Genomic DNA, 17,195 nt, shown 5'->3' on the forward strand with positions numbered 1-17,195 from the left:
TATAGCTAAAGTGACTTAGGTTCTCTAATTGCACATAAGTCAACAATAATTTTCACACAAATCAAAACAGCATATCTTCTCCATAATCCTTGGTAATTTTACATAAGTGAAAAGTAGCATATGGTTCTCTCCGCGGTCTGAGATGACAATAAACTTGTCAAGCCGCATTATACTTGTTAGGCGGAAGTGGACGGTAACATGTTTACCACGAAGTCTAACTAAGTTCTTGCTTGTCCCTTCCATCGGCATTGCTATCTTTATTTTCAATAAAATTATTGTCCTATGCTCTTTTGATGTTTATTGATAATAAAATTCTGTTTTATCAACCAACATCCTATGCATAATTACAGCTAATTTTCTTGCTACTGCTACAATTGCTTTTTTCATTCCTTTTTTCTTCGCAACTCCAGTTTTTTAATTTAAATGTCCTCTTGGTAACTGTAAGCATTGTTTGTGCAGCTGCATATAACATACTTCTACATTCCGCTGGTCCCATCTTTGATATGCTGCCATGCCGATCAACTTTTCCAGAAGAATATTGCCTTGGTGTCAACCCTATATACCCCAGTTGCGGATTAGCCAACGAAGTAAAGCTTAGAAATGCAGCGGCTGCATGGAATATGAAACAAGCGTAGAAAAAATGTGTACCAAAAAATTTATCGGTGATCTGTGGCGAGTATGCTCAATCTCAAATTTGTTTTTCAGAGAGCCAAAAACTGTCTCAATAATCGATCTTTTTCTTAACAAAATCTTCTCATTTAGCACCATTAATGAGTTTTTCATACCCTTTTTATACTGGTTACAAGCTTTAACCCTCTATCGAATAATTCGTGAAAAAGATCTTTTTTGATATATCCTTTATCTCTAAACAATAATCCAGTCAATTTCTGAGTTAAATTTGGCACAGGTATCAACGTTGCCTTTTGTCACCGTAACCCCTTGAATTTCGCCAGTTTCGTTGATTACTAGATGTACCGAAAAACCACCCATAAGTAGTCTTTCCAATCTTTGCCAACCCTTTGAAAACTTTGTTTCTCGAGGTCCTTTTTGGATGGCAAACAGCGATAGATTATGTACGAAATCCCTGTCACTTTTGACTGTTCGCAAAACCATTGCATTAAGAGCGCTAAATACCATAAAACCTGCGATTTTAGCCTGATAAACCTACTATAGGATGGCAATTTTGGAAACGCTGATTCGTATAATAATTTCAAATAATGCACATAGAAAATTTTAAAATTGTCGCACTTGATATAGCAATATTATGGTAAAAATCTCTGAATGCGTAATCTCTGGCGTCCTGGTTGGTTTTTTGCCACTTGGTAGAAGTTTTTCTGCAAAATTTTCATCGACTGTATTGCAAAAATCATCGACTATACAAAAGATTTCTGTTACTTTCTCTTTCATTGGTAACCTCCTATTTTAGGAATGAATATCAAATACCTCGGAGTTTACCCTATTTCCTTACCTTTTCTATTTTTTCTAATTTACAACTGGGGTTAGCAGTGCTGTGAGAATGGTTGAAAGCGCAAAAGAAAACCTCTCGGAAGTTAAAAATATACTGGTCGATGCAGGTTATACAGGAGAAAATTTTGCAACTCAAATAAAAACGATTATTGGAGCAACTGTAGAAGTAATAAAACGAAGTGAATTACATTCCTTTGCTGTATTGCCACAAAGATGGGTTGTAGAGCGATCTTTCGCTTGGTTAGAAAAATGCAGACGATTGTGGAAAAATTGCGAGCGAAAACTTAACACTAGCCTACAAATGGTCGTTCTTTCCTTCATTTCTCTTCTATTGAGAAGATTTTAAACAGGTTCTAAATCTTTATTTTAAAAATGTCATATTGACCACCGGTACCTGAAAATACTATTCCAATTGATCAGAGCTATCCATTTCCTTAATTTTTGTAACGTTGTCATAGGAGTACTATAATTTAGTATCAACTATGTTTTATTGTTTTTGCATCTAAAAAAATTTAGCTTATTCAAGCAGCATTTTGCCTTTTTTTGGATGTAGGGATTTTTTAGGAATTGTCTTCTTGAATTCTATGGTATTTTGTTTAACATTGAAACAAGATTCCAGTGTCAGCTACTTGCATGACATTGTTGGTTAATGTTTTATGGCTTTACGATAGCTATACAACTTATCTTAAAAGCAATATAGTGTTCACTATGCAATGAATCAAAGATAGTAAGTAAAGTCTATGAAATTTCAAATCACTACACATTTTCAACCTGCTGGAGATCAACCGCAGGCAATCGATAGTTTAATTGCGGGGCTAAATAGCAATAAAAGAGACCAAGTTTTGCTTGGAGTTACTGGTTCTGGGAAAACTTTTACTATGGCAAATGTTATTGCAAGGACAAACAGGCCTGCATTAATTATGGCACACAATAAAACTTTAGCAGCACAGCTTTATGAGGAAATGAAAGGATTGTTTCCCCATAATGCTGTTGAATACTTCATTTCTTATTATGATTATTATCAACCTGAAGCCTATTTACCACAAACTGATACTTATATCGAAAAAGATTCTGCAATTAACGAAAGAATTGAGATGCTGCGTTATTCCACCGTCTGCTCCCTTTTGGAGCGCAGGGATACGATCGTAGTTGCCAGTGTTTCCTGCATATACGGTCTTGGTTCGCCTGAGAGCTACCGCAGCATGATCATACTGCTTAGTGTTGGAAATAAAATGCGTATTAATGATTTCCTGAGCAACTTAACTGATCTTCAATACAAGCGCTCTGATGCCAGGTTTGAGAGAGGATATTTCAGAGTGCGCGGCGATATTGTTGATATATTTCCTTCCCATTATGAAAATAAAGCTTGGCGTTTATCGTTATTTGGCGATGAAATAGAAGAAATTTCTGAAGTTGATGCTATAACGGGCAATGTTACCAAAGGCGTAAATAAAATCACCATTTTTCCAAATAGCTATTACATAACCCCGCGTGAGGCTTTGTTGCAGGCAATTGAACTAGTCAAAAAAGAGCTGCATGAACGCTTGGATTATTACTACTCGCAAAACAAGATTGTTGAAGCAAAGCGCCTCGAGCAACGCACTAATTTTGATATCGAAATGATGAGAACAACAGGAATATGTAAAGGTATTGAAAATTATTCGCGTTATCTCTATGGAATGGAAGCTGGGGATCCACCACCTACTTTGTTTGAATATTTACCTAAAGACGTAATTTTATTTGTTGATGAGAGTCATGTCACCGTTCCTCAGGTTGGTGCGATGTACAGTGGTAATGAGGCGCGTAAAAAGAAATTGATTGACTATGGCTTCAGGCTCCCTTCCGCTTTTGATAATCGTCCATTAAAATTTGAAGAGTGGGAGGGAGTTAGGCCGCAGACTGTTTACATTTCAGCCACTCCCGGAAAGTATGAGTTGGCAAAGACCAGTAATGTATTTATAGAGCAAGTTATCCGTCCAACAGGGCTTACGGACCCAATCTGCATTGTAAAACCAATAGAGAGTCAAATTGATGATGTAATTCATGAGGCACAAGTGACAATAGGGAAGGGATTTTGTGTTTTAATCACTACATTGACGAAAAAAATGGCTGAAAATTTAGCTGAATATATGAGTGAAATGAATATGAGAGTGAGTTATTTGCATTCTGATATTGCTGCGCTGGAGAGAATAGAAATTATATACAAATTGAGATCTAAAGAAATCGATGTTTTAGTAGGTGTTAACTTGCTGAGGGAAGGTCTTGATATTCCAGAGTGTGGGTTGGTTGCAATTTTGGATGCTGATAAAGAAGGATTTTTGCGATCGGAAACTTCATTAATTCAAACGATTGGTCGTGCTGCGCGTAATGCTGAAGGTAGAGTAATTTTGTATGCAGATAAAATCACTGGTTCTCTGGACCGTGCATTAAGAGAGACCGAAAGAAGAAGAAAAAAACAAGAAGAACATAATATATTGCACAATATTGTCCCAAAGACTATAATAAAACCTATATCAAACACCTTACAGGAGAGGGCAATAGCAGAACCGAAAGTAAATACTAATAAGGATGATTTGAGAAAGCAAATGATAGAGCATGCTGAAAATTTAGAATTTGAAGAAGCAGCAAGAATAAAAAAATTATTGTAAGGTTAAATAACACATGATGTAATGTGCATAGTATAAAAATGTAAATAATTTTATTGATATCTTTATATTAATACTTTTTAAACATTTAGTACCGCGCAATATCTGCAATGGATGAGAAAAACTAACACCAGTGCCTTTAGGGTCAGGGACTTTGCCCTAACCCTAATAAAACGCTTAGGTGGCTGAGAGCGGTGGATTAGATCAATTGCTTCTAAATTTTTTTATGGGAGAGTGCTGCTCGGCCTTAGTGGCATACAGGTCTGTGGATATTGTCAATTCTTCCATTCCCACACTCAACTCTAGAGTACGTTTTGGCGATCCTCCTCTAGTATTCTCACAATCCATAGACTCATAACCACTTGTTGTTGCCTCAGCTTTAGAGCTTACGTTTTCAGCATCAGTCGCCTCCGCTGAAGAGATACCGCTGTCTTTATTATCTTCGGACTTCATCTTTTCAGCTTTTGACGTACCTTTAGCAGGCCATTGCTCTTTCCTAAACGACTCTACTTCCGAACCATCATAATCACGGTTAATCCAGTATCCACCTTTGTCTTTTGTAATTGAAATATATTCTAATACGCTTTCATCGGGATAACAGGTTTTAATTGCTTTTTTAGGGGATAACCCATGTTCTTGCACCTGAAAATTTACCCATTTGTCCTTTTCAGATTTCACTGCCTTTTCGACGATGTTAATGTCGATATCTTTTATTTCTACTTTTCCCTCATGCTCCCGACTAAAAAGTTCTTTTAAGTTAAGTAAGGCACCACGACTTATATTAGCAACAACTGTTGTTTCTTGGTTTTTCTCACAATTAGAAAGAAATTGAAATGGAAACTCATTGAGATCATAGGCTTCTTCCTTATTGACACGATACTCTTCTTTCGTTTTATCTATTATCTCCTCTAAATACTCTTTTACATCAACACTATCATCAATTAAACTAGCAATCTTCCCATTTTTTACAATAAAGTTAGTATGAGGAGGATCCAAAGCATAATTATTTAAGTTAAACCAATAAAGCAATGCTTTAAACAACTTTTCTTCTTCCTTTTCCTTCCTCTCTTTCTGATCCTTGCCTGGGAGGCCTCTCTAACCCTTCACCACGACTTCGCTTGGGAAACTTCTGTGTCGGTGATGACAATTCAGTTAAGCCAGAACTTGGACCACCACTTGAAGAACCAGAATCGTTAAGTTGTGGAGGTGAATCACCAAGACCACTATCTCCGTCTCCTCTAGATTCAAAAAACCTAGCTCCAGTTTGTTCAAGCGGTGTTCTTGGTGGCTCTGCATGTGTAGGAGAATTGAGTGGAGAAGTTACCGTTGAGGAGGATCGACTCGAGCTACGTCTCTTAAAATTCTCAAGATCAACTGCAAATTCAAAACATCCGTTTATTTGATTATATGCAATTGGAGACCCCATAATTTTAGGAAGTAACTGAGCAATCTGCTTATTAGAGAAAGCATAAACTGGCTCTTTACAATTAGCAAATTGTGGATTTGCAGTTTTGCCTCTAATATCACTTATACAATGAAAACCATTAAATATTCCTCCATTAATCTTTGATGCATCCCTAGAACTTAAAGATTTCAACTGACCATTCTCTTCTATAAAAGGTATAAGAGCAAAACTATGCCCATTCTTTATTTTGTTTTTGTTTGTAAAGTCATCATAATCATACCCGTCAACAAACTTTCCTGTCGCTTTAAGAATTAGTTCACTCAAAACATTTTTACAATTTTTAACTTTAGACTCTACGCTGCCTGGAGTTCTAAAATCAAGCGCTACTCGCCCTTTAACATATCCTGTTACACTCCTGACTACCTTATCACTCACATTTTTAATGTATAACATACCATCTTTATGTTCATAAAAGTCTGAACTCTTAAGACCACACGCCTCTAATCTTGAGTTAAATTCACTGATATAAAGACTCTTCAATAGCTCAAAAATCCTCAAATTATACCTTTTTTCGAGGTACTCGTTGCTAAAAGCTATACAGTATAGATAAGGACTACCTATCGCTCCTGTTCCAACAATTCCATTGACCCATTCATATGCTTGTTCCTTCGTTATTCCTACTAATTCTTGTAGAAGTGCAGCCACTTTAGATCTCACAGCCCCCTCAAACTCATTAGCAAAATGAACCTTCAAGTTACGAATTACTCCATTATCTGTAGAATCTGCAAGCTTTACTTTCACTATGCCATTACCTAAATCCTCTTTATCAGGATTAGTATCTAGAATAAATGGAAAATAGTTTAAGTTATAATATTCACTTGCTAACTCAGTTCCATCACTGTAGTGCTGCTTTATTATCTCCTCTCCTATTCTTCGCAGATATTCTTTTGTATTAGCACCACTAGCAAATAAACCAACAATCTTTTTACCTTCTACAGTAAAATTAGTATTGACCTTATCAATACCATAATTATTTAAGTTAAATGCCTTAACTAGCTCTTTTGTAGAATTACCCATAACTTCCCCTACTAAAATTGTGATGAAACAACATTACTTACTTTTACCTTTACTACTGCCAGCACTAGTAGAGCTACTACTCTCCATTTGCAAGCCAGGCTTGCTACTTTCACGTCTCTGTCTTTCACGTGCCTCAAGCATTACCGGATTAGAACCGCTATACTTTTCATACCTGCTGCTTGGAGTAAACCCTTTATCGCTATCTTTTTTATCATTATTACTATACATATTGACCCCTAAGTAAAAATATTATGTGACTAGTATACTAAAAATAAATTGTAGTGCAAGCACTTTTTTTATATTTTTTAGTATAAATTTTATTCGTCATTTTTATACTCCTGGATTCCAGCGTCACGCACTGGAATGACATGGTGAGGCGTCATCCAAGTAGCTGACGCTGGTTTCCATCCAAGAGGGTGTCATCCCAGTGCCCAGACACTGGGATCTAACTACCTTCACGATTATGTCTTTCCTATTGATTGACCTTCTACACATTTCTCAACTTTTACATCATTAGTCAATCCTCTTGGTAATTGAGCATCATTCACAGAACCTTCATTCTCAGCACCATTCCAAACACCTATTTTAAAATTGGCAAGTTCTTTTGCAAGTTCGGTGTAAAGGTTATCCGCTTCTTTCTTATTAACATTACCATTCAGACGGCTTGCTGCATAACTAGCAGACTCGTTTTTCTTCCCATTATCAAGCTTGTTTCCTTGTCCATTAGTGGGTGGCGTGGTTCCTCTTCCATTAACACTAGTATTCGCATCCCTTTCTCGGAAACCAATATTCTTTATTTTATTAAAATTAATTTTTATCCCACTTGCCACAGGCTTCTTGTCTGGAAGTTTCGGTGGACACACCTCTTTCTTCGGTTCAGGCTTCGCTTTTTTCTCTTCATTCACTTTTTCTGGTTTTTGTGAATTTTCATGATATTTTCTTTCAAGCTCAGCAAGACGCAATAGATGTTTCAAAGGATCTGACGCAATTTCAAGTTCTGGTTTGCTCAGAACAACCGGTCTTACAAATCCTGGTGAAATTTCAAAAAGGAAAACTGGCACTTTAGGTTTTTCTCTTTCATCCACTTTCATTTCTACGTTTTCGCAAACTTCTTTAGTTGCTTCTAATGATGTTTTTTCTGCTTTTTTATCTTCTTTTTCTGTAGATGCCTCTACCGCAGCCGCCAACTCAACTCCAAATATCTCTGCGAACATTGTAACAATCCATCCGACAACGGCCATTTGTAACCTGAGTTTCAGATCTTGCAATGCAGTTAATCTTTCTAACGCCCTTGCAAACTCTTCTTCTGATAACTCACCACTGCCTAATTTTTCCTGCAATTCTTTTATCTCTTTGTCCAACTTCTGATTGAAACTTAAATCGCGTGCAAAAATCTTCTTGATTAACTCCTTAAGCTTATCACGCAAAAACTTCATTATCGCAGCAATCAGGTTTTTTTCTTTCTTCTCCTTGAGCATTTGGTAGATTTTCGGATCATCTACATCTACTTCAAAAAGGTTGAAGAGAGATTCAAAGAAATTCCAGAAATCTCCGAGTACTCTTCCTTTTTCACCAGTGAAGTAATCCTCATCATCACCTTCTCCGACATGTAGCTCTGCTTGAGATGATATTTCATCGATACAACTAGAAGCCTGACGCTCACACTCGAGCCTCCTGAGCAAATCTTGTCTGGTAAGCTCCTCTATGGCTGCTTTTAGTTCATTTAGCTTCTGCTCTGTAGAGAAATCTTGCTCCCTGATTTTTCCTTGGAAGATTGAGCTACCGTTTCCGTTATTATCTGAAAAATTTTCCATTATTTTTGCCTCCTCAATAAAATTACTGCCTTTGTTGTTACCTGAAAAGCTTTCCACCATTTTTACTTCCTTCATAAAACTTAATAATTTAATTCTACAGTACTAAATATTTAAGAACTATTAATGTAAAGATGTCAATAAAATTATTTACACTTTTACACTATATATATTATATCATGTGCTATTTAACCTTTCAATAATGTTTTTATTTTTACTGCTTCTTCAAACTCTAGTATGCGCTTTTCTTAAATTATCCTTATTAATGTTTGCTTTTGCCTCTATCCCACTTTTTCTTGTAAAGTATTTGATATAGATTTTATTATACTCTTTGGCATAACATTTGCAACATACTTTATCTATAAATGGAAATTATTATACTTGCAGCTAGACACAATTTGAAATAATTTACACTATAAAGTTAAGGAACGAGATCCCAGATACAAGTGTCTGGGCACTGGGATGACAGGAGGGGGGGTGGAATGACACCAGTATGGTTATTAATTGAATAAATAACCTCCTTATTTTCAGAAATCATTGGCAAACAAATGTGATGCCATATGTTTTTTGGCTTAGATAAGAGGTGCCCAGTTAAGTCTTCCAGGTGGAGCCTATGCATCACAAGCACAATTACTCCTTTTTTTCTATCGTTGAGTCTCGTTACTAAAGTCTGATCGAACCAGTTTGTGGCACGTTTTCTAAATGTTTCACTCAAAGCTTGAGCAGGGTTAAGCGGATCATCCACAATAATAGAGTCACCACCTTCACCGGTTAATGTTCCTCCAACTGATGTTGCGATTCTGTATCCTCTCTGCACTGTTTGGAATTTATATTTAGTGTTCTGGTCTTTGGATAGTTCTACCTCTGGAAATAGTTCTTTATACCAATCAGATTGCATTATGCACCTGGTATCAAGCGAATGTTTTTCACTAAGCAACTTAGAATAACTTGCAACTATTATTCTTGCAGTTGCCCAGTATCCATGCGGGCCACGCAACACTCATACATATGGACTTCATTGAACGCGGAGGCATATTGAATATTATGCGCCTTACTTCGCCAGCATTCGCTGCTTCCAGCCTTTCTGCTATGACTTTTATGTACTGATAATCATTATACTCACATCCCGGCACCACTGTTTGAAAGCACAGTTCAATGAATTTTAGAAAATTTATATTATCCATATGTGTATTTTAGTGAATGGAATGTAGACTTTAATAGTTTTGATTTGTCTTGTAAGATTGAGGTGTTACAGTGACAGGCTTACAATGCTGCTAATTTAGTAAATAACCTACGAGTGCTATTTCTTCAACTTTATCGAAGTAAAGAATTGATTTCCATTGCGGTAAATGAGCAACATTATTGAATCTTTACCGTTTTTCTTTACTGCTGAATCAACTTGTTTTTGAAAATCATTAGTATTTTCTATATCGGTTCCATCTAATTGGATAATAATGTCTCCTTTTTTAATACCACGCAACGTGGCATTACTGTTACTATCTACATTGGTAACTATCACACCTTTTGTAGGTACATTATTTTTACTTTCTTTTGATTCTTTTGGCAGATTTGAAACAGTTAAACCGGTTACATAATCAGATGTTGATTTATTTTCTTCTTGATTGTTATCTTGGCCATCATTTGTAGATTCTCCGATCACAACTTTAATATTAACCTCTTTGCTCTTTCTAAGTAACTTAACTTGCACTTTTTTCTCAGGTCCAGCTCTTGAAACCATTTGAGGTAATTGTGTCATTCTATCGATTTTTTTACCGTCAAATTCTAATAATATATCACCTACTTTAATCCCACCTTTTTCTGCAGGACTATCCTTTACTATACTTGCAACCAATGCGCCTTTTATATCTTTTAAACCCAAGGACTCAGCAAATTCTTTCGTTATAGGCTGAACTTGCACACCAAGCCAACCATGTTTTATTTTTTTGCCACTTTTTAATGTGTCAATAATTGACATAGCTAAATTAGATGGTATGGCAAAACCTATACCCACGTTGCCGCCAGACTCAGATGGAGAATAGATAGCAGTATTAATACCTATAACTTTTCCATTTAAATCAAATAACGGTCCTCCAGAATTACCCCTATTAATTGCAGCATCAGTTTGAATAAATTCATTCATAGTGCCAATACTAATGTCCCTGGACCTTGCAGATATAATTCCTGTGCTTACAGAGCCACCCAAACCAAATGGGTTACCTATTGCCATAACCGTATCACCAACCCTTGCTTTATCAGAATCACCAAATGCAACAGAAGAAAGATCTTTATCAGAATTAATCTTAAGCACAGCAAGATCAGTTCTTGCATCATAGCCTAAAACTTCTGCTTTGAAATAAGTATTATCGTTCATAGTAACTGTGATATCTTTGGCGTTTTTAATAACGTGATAATTGGTTACTATAGTTCCACCTTTATCTATAATAAACCCAGAACCAAGCAACACCACCTCTTTGTTAACACTAGGGCCCCTATCCATAAAAAACTGATCAAAATGCTCAAAAAACTCTCTAAAATCATCAAAAAAATTATTTCCTGGCATAGATGGAACTCTAGTTCTGCTGTTATTTTCTTGTTTGATGATTTGTTCGCTTGAAATATTTACAACCGCAGGAATGAGTTCTTCCACTAAATCGGCAAGTCCTTGATTACAGTTGCATGCAGTAGTGCTAGCATCAACGACCTTTTTTGCATTCCAATCAAACATATTAGCATACGAAGAAAACGCAATTAGAAAATATGCAAATATAGATAAAATAAATGCCTTACTTTTCATAGACTATTTCCACCCCTTATTTAAAATATCTAAAAAGTTATTGTTTGGTGAAAGTACAAATTTAGTATTATTTTCGGCAAATGATTTACTGTAAGCGCTCATAGAGCGATAAAAGTTAAAGAACTCTTCATCGACCTTAAATGCTTCATTATAAATTCTAGTTGCTTCAGCATAACCACGGCCCCTTATTTCGTACGATTCTTTTACTGCACTGGAGATAATTTCCCTTTTTAATTTATCAGCTTTTGATCTAACTTCCTGCCCAGCTTGCTCTCCTTCTGCTCTAATTTCTTTTGCTTCTTTTTCCCTTTCAGTTTGCATACGGCGAAATATTGCAGAACTATTTTCTTCTGGTAAGTCTGCTCTCTTAATTCTTACATCTATTATTTCTATGCCAAATTTTTCAGCTTCAGAATAAACTCCACGCTGAATCAATTGCATAACCTCTGATCTTTTTTCATTCAACAAGCTAATCAACGAAAATCTGCCTATATTTTCTCTTATGTGTGCTTCTATAACCGGATATAATCTTCTAACCAGACCTGATTCATTCCTCACAGCCTGGTAAAAAGTAACAGGATTTGTTATTTTATATTTTGCATACGCATCTACTATAATACGTTTTTGATCCGCTGTTATCACTTCCCTTGGGATCTTATCAGGACTTAAATCTAAAACTCTTTTATCAAGAAACTCTACACTATTTATGAATGGCAACTTAAAATATAAGCCACTTTCCCTAACATCCCTTACAACTTTACCGAGTTGTATAACTATCGCTTGCTTTGTTTCTTGCACAACAAATATTGAATTAAATAAAACAATCAATAAAACAACAAATACAGAAACAAAAACAATTTTAATATTACTACTCATGGTTATTTTCCTAAATTTGTAAGAGGTAAATAAGAAAACATACCTTTCAGATCATCAGTTACAACAACTTTGTCTACCTTACTGAAAATATTTTCCATAGTTTCAAGATAAATACGATTCTTAACGAGAGAAGGATTCTGTCTATATTCCTCATAAAGAGATAAAAAGCGATTTGCATTACCTTTTGCTTCATTTATTATTTCATTTTCATATGCTTGTGCATCTAATTTTATCTTTATCGCTTCACCCTTTGCTCGAGGTATAATATCATTATTATAAGCATATGCTTCGTTTATAGTACGCTCTTTGTCTGCACGAGCACTTTGTACATCTCTAAACGAACTGATTACTTTTTCTGGTGGATCAATTTTTTTCATTTGAACAGATAAAATCTCTATACCCATTTGGTATCCATCAAGAATCTGCTGCAATAGAATTCTAGTATCTCTAGAAATTTCTGGTCTGCCTTGACCAAGTGCAAAAGAGATCGTATTTTTACCTATTATTTCTCTCATGGCACTTTCAGCAGCATTTTTAACACTGAAACCGGGTTTGTAATCCCGCACTTTGAATAAATAGTCCTTAGCATCTCTAACGCGCCACTGAACCTCGAAGTTAACGTTGACTATATTTTCATCTCCAGTTAGCATCACGCCTTCACCGCGATCTGTATCTCGCCCATAAGAACTACTTACCCCAATTTCTTCACGATTTACTTCCTTAACGTTCACTTTAAAAACCTTGCCAATAGGGTAGGGGAAGTGATAACGCAAACCAGGTGTTTCTGTATTAGAATATTTACCAAAGGTAAGCTCTATACTTTCTTCACTAGGATGGACAATATAAAAGCCAGTGCAAGCATAGAACAGCAAAATAATGAAAATGATGAAATAAGGTTTTTTGCCCCTGTTTCTGGTTAATCCATTAAGAAAGAACCTTATATCAGATACAGCTTTACTTAAAATATCTTCATTATTAGGAGTTTTGTTCCCTACCGGTTTCTTTCCCAGATTCCAAGGATTATTATCATCAAACATAATGATTGATTCTATAATTAATACGCTAATATTACTTCTTTAATAAGAAAATGCAAACATAAATTGCTATTTTATTTACAAATTAATCATCAGGATGGAAAACATGATCGTACACTTCCTTTTCTCTATGTAATATGGTCGACTCTATGGAATTTTCTGGCTTTTTTTTGAATTCTTTGTTGTCACTCTTTAAGTGCACTACGTCTTTGTGAAAATGGGAATTATACCTAAATAGTAAAGCTATTATTATTAAAGTTATAACAGCCAAAAAGATGAGTGTTCTTTTTCTATACTTCATAAATGCTGCAGCTTCTTGACCTAATTTTCTATGTTACCACAAAACACGTCAAGCGAAATTATTTGAAGACAAATAAATACTGGCAATCAATTTAACACTAACTTAAGAATCAAGGAATACAATTATAATATATTTAATTAATAGTGAGGTTTAAAATGTTACATAATGAAAAAAATTCAAATTCTGTTGGAACTCAACAAAACCAACCAGAAGATAGTTTTGATTTGAATAAAACGATGCAAAATCTACCAAATTCAGATATTGCTAATGATCACAAGAAGCTAAAAGAAAGAATGACTGACCTGTTAAAAGGAGATACAGAATTCTCTAAGATGAAACAAGGAGATAAGATTCTTGTAGTAAGTACAGCAAGTGGATTATTTACGGCAGTACTACCACTTTTGGCAGTTGGTGCAACACTTGCTATACCGGGTGCTATAGTTGGTCTTGCTTTATATTTCGCTGTAAAAGTCGCTGTAAAAGCAGTTCAATCTGGATATAAAGGGCTCAAGTGGTCAGCAGAAAAAACAGTTGATGGGGCGAAATATACTGCTGGGAAAGTTAAGGACGCATCAACATATGCTGCCGGAAAAGTTAGAGATGGTGCTATGCATGTTAAAGATAAGGTGAAAGAAGGTTATGAACATTCAGTAGATTCACTGAAAAAAGGCGCTAGTTTTGTAGGCGAAGGAGTGGCAAATAAGTTCCATAAGGCATCTGGTGAGACGGACTATTTAGATAAGGTAAAAAGGTTTACTCCAGATGCAATTAAGAAATCTGACGAAATAAGAAATGATATGAAAGCAATTTTTGCTGATAAAGGAAATAATTCTGGGTTAGTGAAAAATATACTTTCTGGAATATCGTCAGAAATTGATTTAAAAATGGCAGAGAAGGCAAAATCAGGGGAGATTGAACATACTTCTGGATGGCAAGTACAGAAAGAATTCATTAATAATTTAAATGAAAAAAGCTTGCATAACTTGTTAACACAAAGGTCATTACCTAAAGGTAGTTATTTCATCGACAGTGTTTTCTCTGAACATCACGATGAAATTAAGAAGGTTATTAAAGAATGTAGAGAAAATCATTTGTACTCAAGCGTAAGCAATATGTTTGACAGAGCAGAGAAAAAAGCTAACAGGCCTTCTGTCAAAAGTTTAACTAGGTCTGTGTCATCATCATTCTCTTCACTGGGAAGAAAAGGCTCTGAACAATCTAACAGCTTGTCAAAAAGCAATTCACTAAATTCTATAGGAACTGAAAGTACTGCTACTGTCTCTGATTCAGATTCTCAGAACTTTGCAACAGTCCGTAGAAGCAATTCATCTAGTAGCTTAACTCCTAAGCTTACTCCAGTTGCTCCACCAGAACTACCTAGAAGCGCCTCATTGACTAACTTAAATGGACAAAGTTCTTTCAGTGAAGATGTTCTCAGTGGTCCTATTGTGGAGCAAAACCTGGATAGTTTGAGTAACAGAACTCTCACTCACAGTAATTCTACTGATAGTGCAATGGGTTCTGGTTCTTCTACGCTAACAAGAAAACAAGTTCTTCCTTTAAAAGAAGAATTTGACAGAGAACTCGAAGAAAAGTTGGCAAAACGACGCGCATCTCTAAATCAACCTAGTGCAGAACCTGTCAACTCAAGAGCTACAGCAACTCCAGGAACAGTGTAATAAGTAAAACTTCTACCTTCTCCAAAAGGATGTTACTCAATGAGTAACGTCCTTTTTTTGTTTTTAAACTATAGAAAAATCCTAGATCCCAGCGGTATGCGTACAACCGTATGAACATTGTGATTTCTCTGCTAGGAAAGGTGTCATCCGAGTAGCTGACACTGGGATCCAGGAAAGTTTGCTTGTTTACAAGCAAACTAGCATAGGAAGTGGTTACAACGTTTTCGATGAGATTATATGGAAAACTGGATTCCAGTGTCAAGCACTGGAATGACATCACAGGGGCACTGGGATGACACCTTTACGTTTGAGGCAAACTAGCTATAACACTTAACATACTACCTTTGCAAACAAATGTTCATACAGTACGCGCTGGCGTTATTTTCTCTTGATGAATAAATCTCGGTAGAGTATAGTAGCAATGCATTTATGTAGCTACTAATGAATAATTTAGTTTTGGTTTATACAACTTTTTCAAATTTTGAGGAGGCTAAAACTGTTTCTGAAGAATTGTTAAACGAGAAATTAATTGTATGTGTAAATATATTTCCCGAAGTGAATTCTCTGTATTTATGGGAAGGTAAAATTAGTAATAGTTGTGAAGTAGTGGCAATTATGAAGAGCAGGAATGATCAAGTTGATAAAATTGTAGAAAAAATCGAAGCAATGCATTCTTATGATCAGCCAGCTATTGCTGTGATGCCCATAGAAAAAGCAAATAAATCTTTTACTAATTGGGCTAATAGTGTTATTGATGTAAGTAGTATTGGGGTGTAGCCAAGTGGTAAGGCAGCGGTTTTTGATACCGCCACGCGAAGGTTCGAATCCTTCCACCCCAGCCATATTGAAGTGGGTGTGAAATGATATCACTTTTCTATAAATTAAGATTATTGAATTATATATTAGGTAGTCTAAAAGATATAATTGTGAAACTGTTTCTCTTCACAATGTATCTTTACACATTCAGCATTGTGCTCATGTTTCTCAGCAATGGTTTTTGGTATGCTGTAGAATTTTGCTCTTTCAAAAATGCGTTTTACCGTTTGTTTCAATATTGCAAGTGGTATTATGAAAATAGGGAAGATCTCGGTTACGGAATTTCTATTCGAATATTAGTGGCGTTTCTTACTCCGCATTTTCTCTATAAATTATTACTTGGCACAGGCTGGAAGTCCTTTTTAAAGGAAAAGATAATACAGATACTCAACACAAGAAGAAAAAAGGGTAGTGAGTTCAGTAACAGTAGCAAACCAAGTGGCAGTAGTTATAGTGATAAGAATAATTACAGCAATAACAGTGGTAACAATGAGCGTCAAGCTCAAGATGCAAAGCGAAAAGTAAACATGATAAAGCAGCTATTAATCAAAGATATAGAGGCAACTATAGATAGGAGATTGAATTATATTTTTTTCGGTAAAAGGAGTAAACCTCATTAAGTATATAAAAAGGCTTTATCTAGTAAGGCTTTTTAAGGTTGGCTGTATTTTATTTTTTACGTATACCGGATCACAATCAGCCAATATACATGTGTGCACAAAATCTTGACTAAAGTCTGACAACCAAGAAATTGCCTTACGTTTTTCTACCAAGCTTTCTGTTTTTTTACAGTTACTTGCTGCATCAATCATTGCCTGCGCTATTACTGATTTCCACAGCAAATAATACCTTTGTATATCATCTGACGTACTATTTGTTTCATAGTGGTTAAAAAATTCTTTAAAATTGAAGTTGTTTGACATAATGATACCTCTTTGGATTGAAATTTGAAATGATTTGAGTTTATGTCGCCACAGCAGATTCCGCTAACAAGCAGCGGACCGTCATACCGCCGCGGCGCTAACAAGCAGCGGGATGACGGTTGTCGTTTAGCCATAAACATTAAGAAATTTACCAAATGAAAAAAAAGGCAAAAGAAGCCCCGTGGTTATTATCCGCTTTAAAATATTGGCGTTTTTTATGTTTTAAACGCTTGACAAGCGAGATTCAGCCGCTTTTAATTGCAACTAACTTACGCTACAAATGTTTAAGAAATTTACTAAGCAGAAAAAAAGACAAAGAATCCCCGAGTTAGCTAGTCTTTTACTATCTCTGTCGAGTATTGGCATT

The 17,195-nt window shown here is 35.6% G+C and carries 14 protein-coding genes, 1 tRNA gene and 3 pseudogenes; 6 read left to right on the plus strand and 12 right to left on the minus strand.

What is annotated here, in order from left to right; all coding sequences use genetic code 11:
• Nucleotides 1-334: 334 nt before the first annotated feature.
• Both OZD64_RS04885 and OZD64_RS04890 read right to left on the minus strand, forming a co-directional pair.
• Nucleotides 335-553: a transposase gene (locus OZD64_RS04885; protein ID WP_274999420.1), complete on the minus strand. Its 219-nt coding sequence runs from the start codon at nt 551-553 to the stop codon at nt 335-337.
• 22 nt (nt 554-575) lie between these two features.
• Nucleotides 576-1,407, minus strand: a pseudogene (locus OZD64_RS04890) (IS982 family transposase).
• A gap of 85 nt (nt 1,408-1,492) precedes the next feature.
• Between OZD64_RS04890 and OZD64_RS04895 the strand changes: the two are divergent.
• Nucleotides 1,493-1,813 (plus strand): annotated as a pseudogene (locus OZD64_RS04895) (transposase); the annotation flags it as partial.
• A gap of 394 nt (nt 1,814-2,207) precedes the next feature.
• On the plus strand, nt 2,208-4,115 hold the full coding sequence (gene uvrB, locus OZD64_RS04900; protein WP_274999421.1) for an excinuclease ABC subunit UvrB: 1,908 nt from the start codon (nt 2,208-2,210) through the stop codon (nt 4,113-4,115).
• Nucleotides 4,116-4,316: 201 nt separating this feature from the next.
• On the opposite strand, the gene OZD64_RS04905 is transcribed toward uvrB, so the two are convergent.
• The 9 genes and pseudogenes from OZD64_RS04905 to hflK all read right to left on the minus strand — a co-directional run bounded on the left by OZD64_RS04905 (nt 4,317) and on the right by hflK (nt 13,112).
• Entirely contained in the window at nt 4,317-5,153 is an 837-nt protein-coding gene (locus OZD64_RS04905; RefSeq protein ID WP_264374441.1) for a hypothetical protein, read from the minus strand.
• The gene (locus OZD64_RS04910) at nt 5,146-6,594 is read right to left on the minus strand and encodes a hypothetical protein (protein ID WP_274999422.1); all 1,449 of its coding nucleotides are present in this window, start codon (nt 6,592-6,594) and stop codon (nt 5,146-5,148) included. The genes OZD64_RS04905 and OZD64_RS04910 overlap by 8 nt, the downstream gene beginning before the upstream one ends.
• A gap of 33 nt (nt 6,595-6,627) precedes the next feature.
• Nucleotides 6,628-6,822, minus strand: coding sequence for a hypothetical protein (locus OZD64_RS04915; protein WP_038199143.1), 195 nt, complete (start codon nt 6,820-6,822; stop codon nt 6,628-6,630).
• A 123-nt stretch (nt 6,823-6,945) separates the two neighbouring features.
• Nucleotides 6,946-7,089 carry a hypothetical protein gene (locus OZD64_RS04920; protein WP_274999424.1) on the minus strand — a complete coding sequence of 48 codons (144 nt, stop codon included), beginning with the start codon at nt 7,087-7,089 and terminating at the stop codon, nt 6,946-6,948.
• Nucleotides 7,056-8,468 carry a hypothetical protein gene (locus OZD64_RS04925; RefSeq protein WP_410543750.1) on the minus strand — a complete coding sequence of 471 codons (1,413 nt, stop codon included), beginning with the start codon at nt 8,466-8,468 and terminating at the stop codon, nt 7,056-7,058. Before OZD64_RS04925 ends, OZD64_RS04920 begins: the two co-directional genes overlap by 34 nt.
• Before the next feature lie 406 nt (nt 8,469-8,874).
• A pseudogene (locus OZD64_RS04930) lies at nt 8,875-9,589 on the minus strand (hypothetical protein); the annotation flags it as partial.
• Between the two features lie 116 nt (nt 9,590-9,705).
• Nucleotides 9,706-11,199, minus strand: coding sequence for a DegQ family serine endoprotease (locus OZD64_RS04935; RefSeq protein ID WP_010962868.1), 1,494 nt, complete (start codon nt 11,197-11,199; stop codon nt 9,706-9,708).
• Between the two features lie 3 nt (nt 11,200-11,202).
• Nucleotides 11,203-12,075: a protease modulator HflC gene (gene hflC / locus OZD64_RS04940; protein WP_010962867.1), complete on the minus strand. Its 873-nt coding sequence runs from the start codon at nt 12,073-12,075 to the stop codon at nt 11,203-11,205.
• A 2-nt stretch (nt 12,076-12,077) separates the two neighbouring features.
• Nucleotides 12,078-13,112 carry an FtsH protease activity modulator HflK gene (hflK, locus tag OZD64_RS04945; RefSeq protein WP_010962866.1) on the minus strand — a complete coding sequence of 345 codons (1,035 nt, stop codon included), beginning with the start codon at nt 13,110-13,112 and terminating at the stop codon, nt 12,078-12,080.
• Between the two features lie 453 nt (nt 13,113-13,565).
• Between hflK and walE1 the strand changes: the two genes are divergently transcribed.
• The 4 genes from walE1 (at nt 13,566) to OZD64_RS04965 (ending at nt 16,525) form a co-directional block, all read left to right on the plus strand.
• Entirely contained in the window at nt 13,566-15,089 is a 1,524-nt protein-coding gene (gene walE1 / locus OZD64_RS04950; protein ID WP_274999426.1) for an actin bundler, read from the plus strand.
• Between the two features lie 441 nt (nt 15,090-15,530).
• The gene (gene cutA, locus OZD64_RS04955; protein WP_006279213.1) at nt 15,531-15,866 is read left to right on the plus strand and encodes a divalent-cation tolerance protein CutA; all 336 of its coding nucleotides are present in this window, start codon (nt 15,531-15,533) and stop codon (nt 15,864-15,866) included.
• Nucleotides 15,857-15,931: transfer RNA gene (locus tag OZD64_RS04960), tRNA-Gln, on the plus strand. Before cutA ends, OZD64_RS04960 begins: the two co-directional genes overlap by 10 nt.
• A gap of 135 nt (nt 15,932-16,066) precedes the next feature.
• A complete protein-coding gene (locus tag OZD64_RS04965; RefSeq protein WP_022626355.1) occupies nt 16,067-16,525 on the plus strand; it encodes a hypothetical protein in 459 nt (152 codons plus the stop codon).
• Nucleotides 16,526-16,540: 15 nt separating this feature from the next.
• On the opposite strand, the gene OZD64_RS04970 is transcribed toward OZD64_RS04965, so the two are convergent.
• Nucleotides 16,541-16,828 carry a hypothetical protein gene (locus tag OZD64_RS04970; protein ID WP_010962862.1) on the minus strand — a complete coding sequence of 96 codons (288 nt, stop codon included), beginning with the start codon at nt 16,826-16,828 and terminating at the stop codon, nt 16,541-16,543.
• Nucleotides 16,829-17,195: the final 367 nt, after the last annotated feature.

The sequence above is a fragment of the Wolbachia endosymbiont of Drosophila tristis genome, from assembly GCF_028981745.1.
Classification (GTDB): domain Bacteria; phylum Pseudomonadota; class Alphaproteobacteria; order Rickettsiales; family Anaplasmataceae; genus Wolbachia; species Wolbachia pipientis.

What these genes read in the sequence shown, in the direction of transcription:
- uvrB (WP_274999421.1), top strand. Translation starts at nt 2,208, where the DNA reads ATGAAATTTCAAATCACTACACATTTTCAACCTGCTGGAGATCAACCG.
- OZD64_RS04910 (WP_274999422.1), bottom strand. Translation starts at nt 6,594, where the DNA reads ATGGGTAATTCTACAAAAGAGCTAGTTAAGGCATTTAACTTAAATAAT.
- OZD64_RS04915 (WP_038199143.1), bottom strand. Translation starts at nt 6,822, where the DNA reads ATGTATAGTAATAATGATAAAAAAGATAGCGATAAAGGGTTTACTCCA.
- OZD64_RS04920 (WP_274999424.1), bottom strand. Translation starts at nt 7,089, where the DNA reads ATGTGTAGAAGGTCAATCAATAGGAAAGACATAATCGTGAAGGTAGTT.
- OZD64_RS04925 (WP_410543750.1), bottom strand. Translation starts at nt 8,468, where the DNA reads ATGGTGGAAAGCTTTTCAGGTAACAACAAAGGCAGTAATTTTATTGAG.
- OZD64_RS04935 (WP_010962868.1), bottom strand. Translation starts at nt 11,199, where the DNA reads ATGAAAAGTAAGGCATTTATTTTATCTATATTTGCATATTTTCTAATT.
- hflC (WP_010962867.1), bottom strand. Translation starts at nt 12,075, where the DNA reads ATGAGTAGTAATATTAAAATTGTTTTTGTTTCTGTATTTGTTGTTTTA.
- hflK (WP_010962866.1), bottom strand. Translation starts at nt 13,112, where the DNA reads ATGTTTGATGATAATAATCCTTGGAATCTGGGAAAGAAACCGGTAGGG.
- walE1 (WP_274999426.1), top strand. Translation starts at nt 13,566, where the DNA reads ATGTTACATAATGAAAAAAATTCAAATTCTGTTGGAACTCAACAAAAC.
- cutA (WP_006279213.1), top strand. Translation starts at nt 15,531, where the DNA reads ATGAATAATTTAGTTTTGGTTTATACAACTTTTTCAAATTTTGAGGAG.
- OZD64_RS04965 (WP_022626355.1), top strand. Translation starts at nt 16,067, where the DNA reads ATGTTTCTCAGCAATGGTTTTTGGTATGCTGTAGAATTTTGCTCTTTC.
- OZD64_RS04970 (WP_010962862.1), bottom strand. Translation starts at nt 16,828, where the DNA reads ATGTCAAACAACTTCAATTTTAAAGAATTTTTTAACCACTATGAAACA.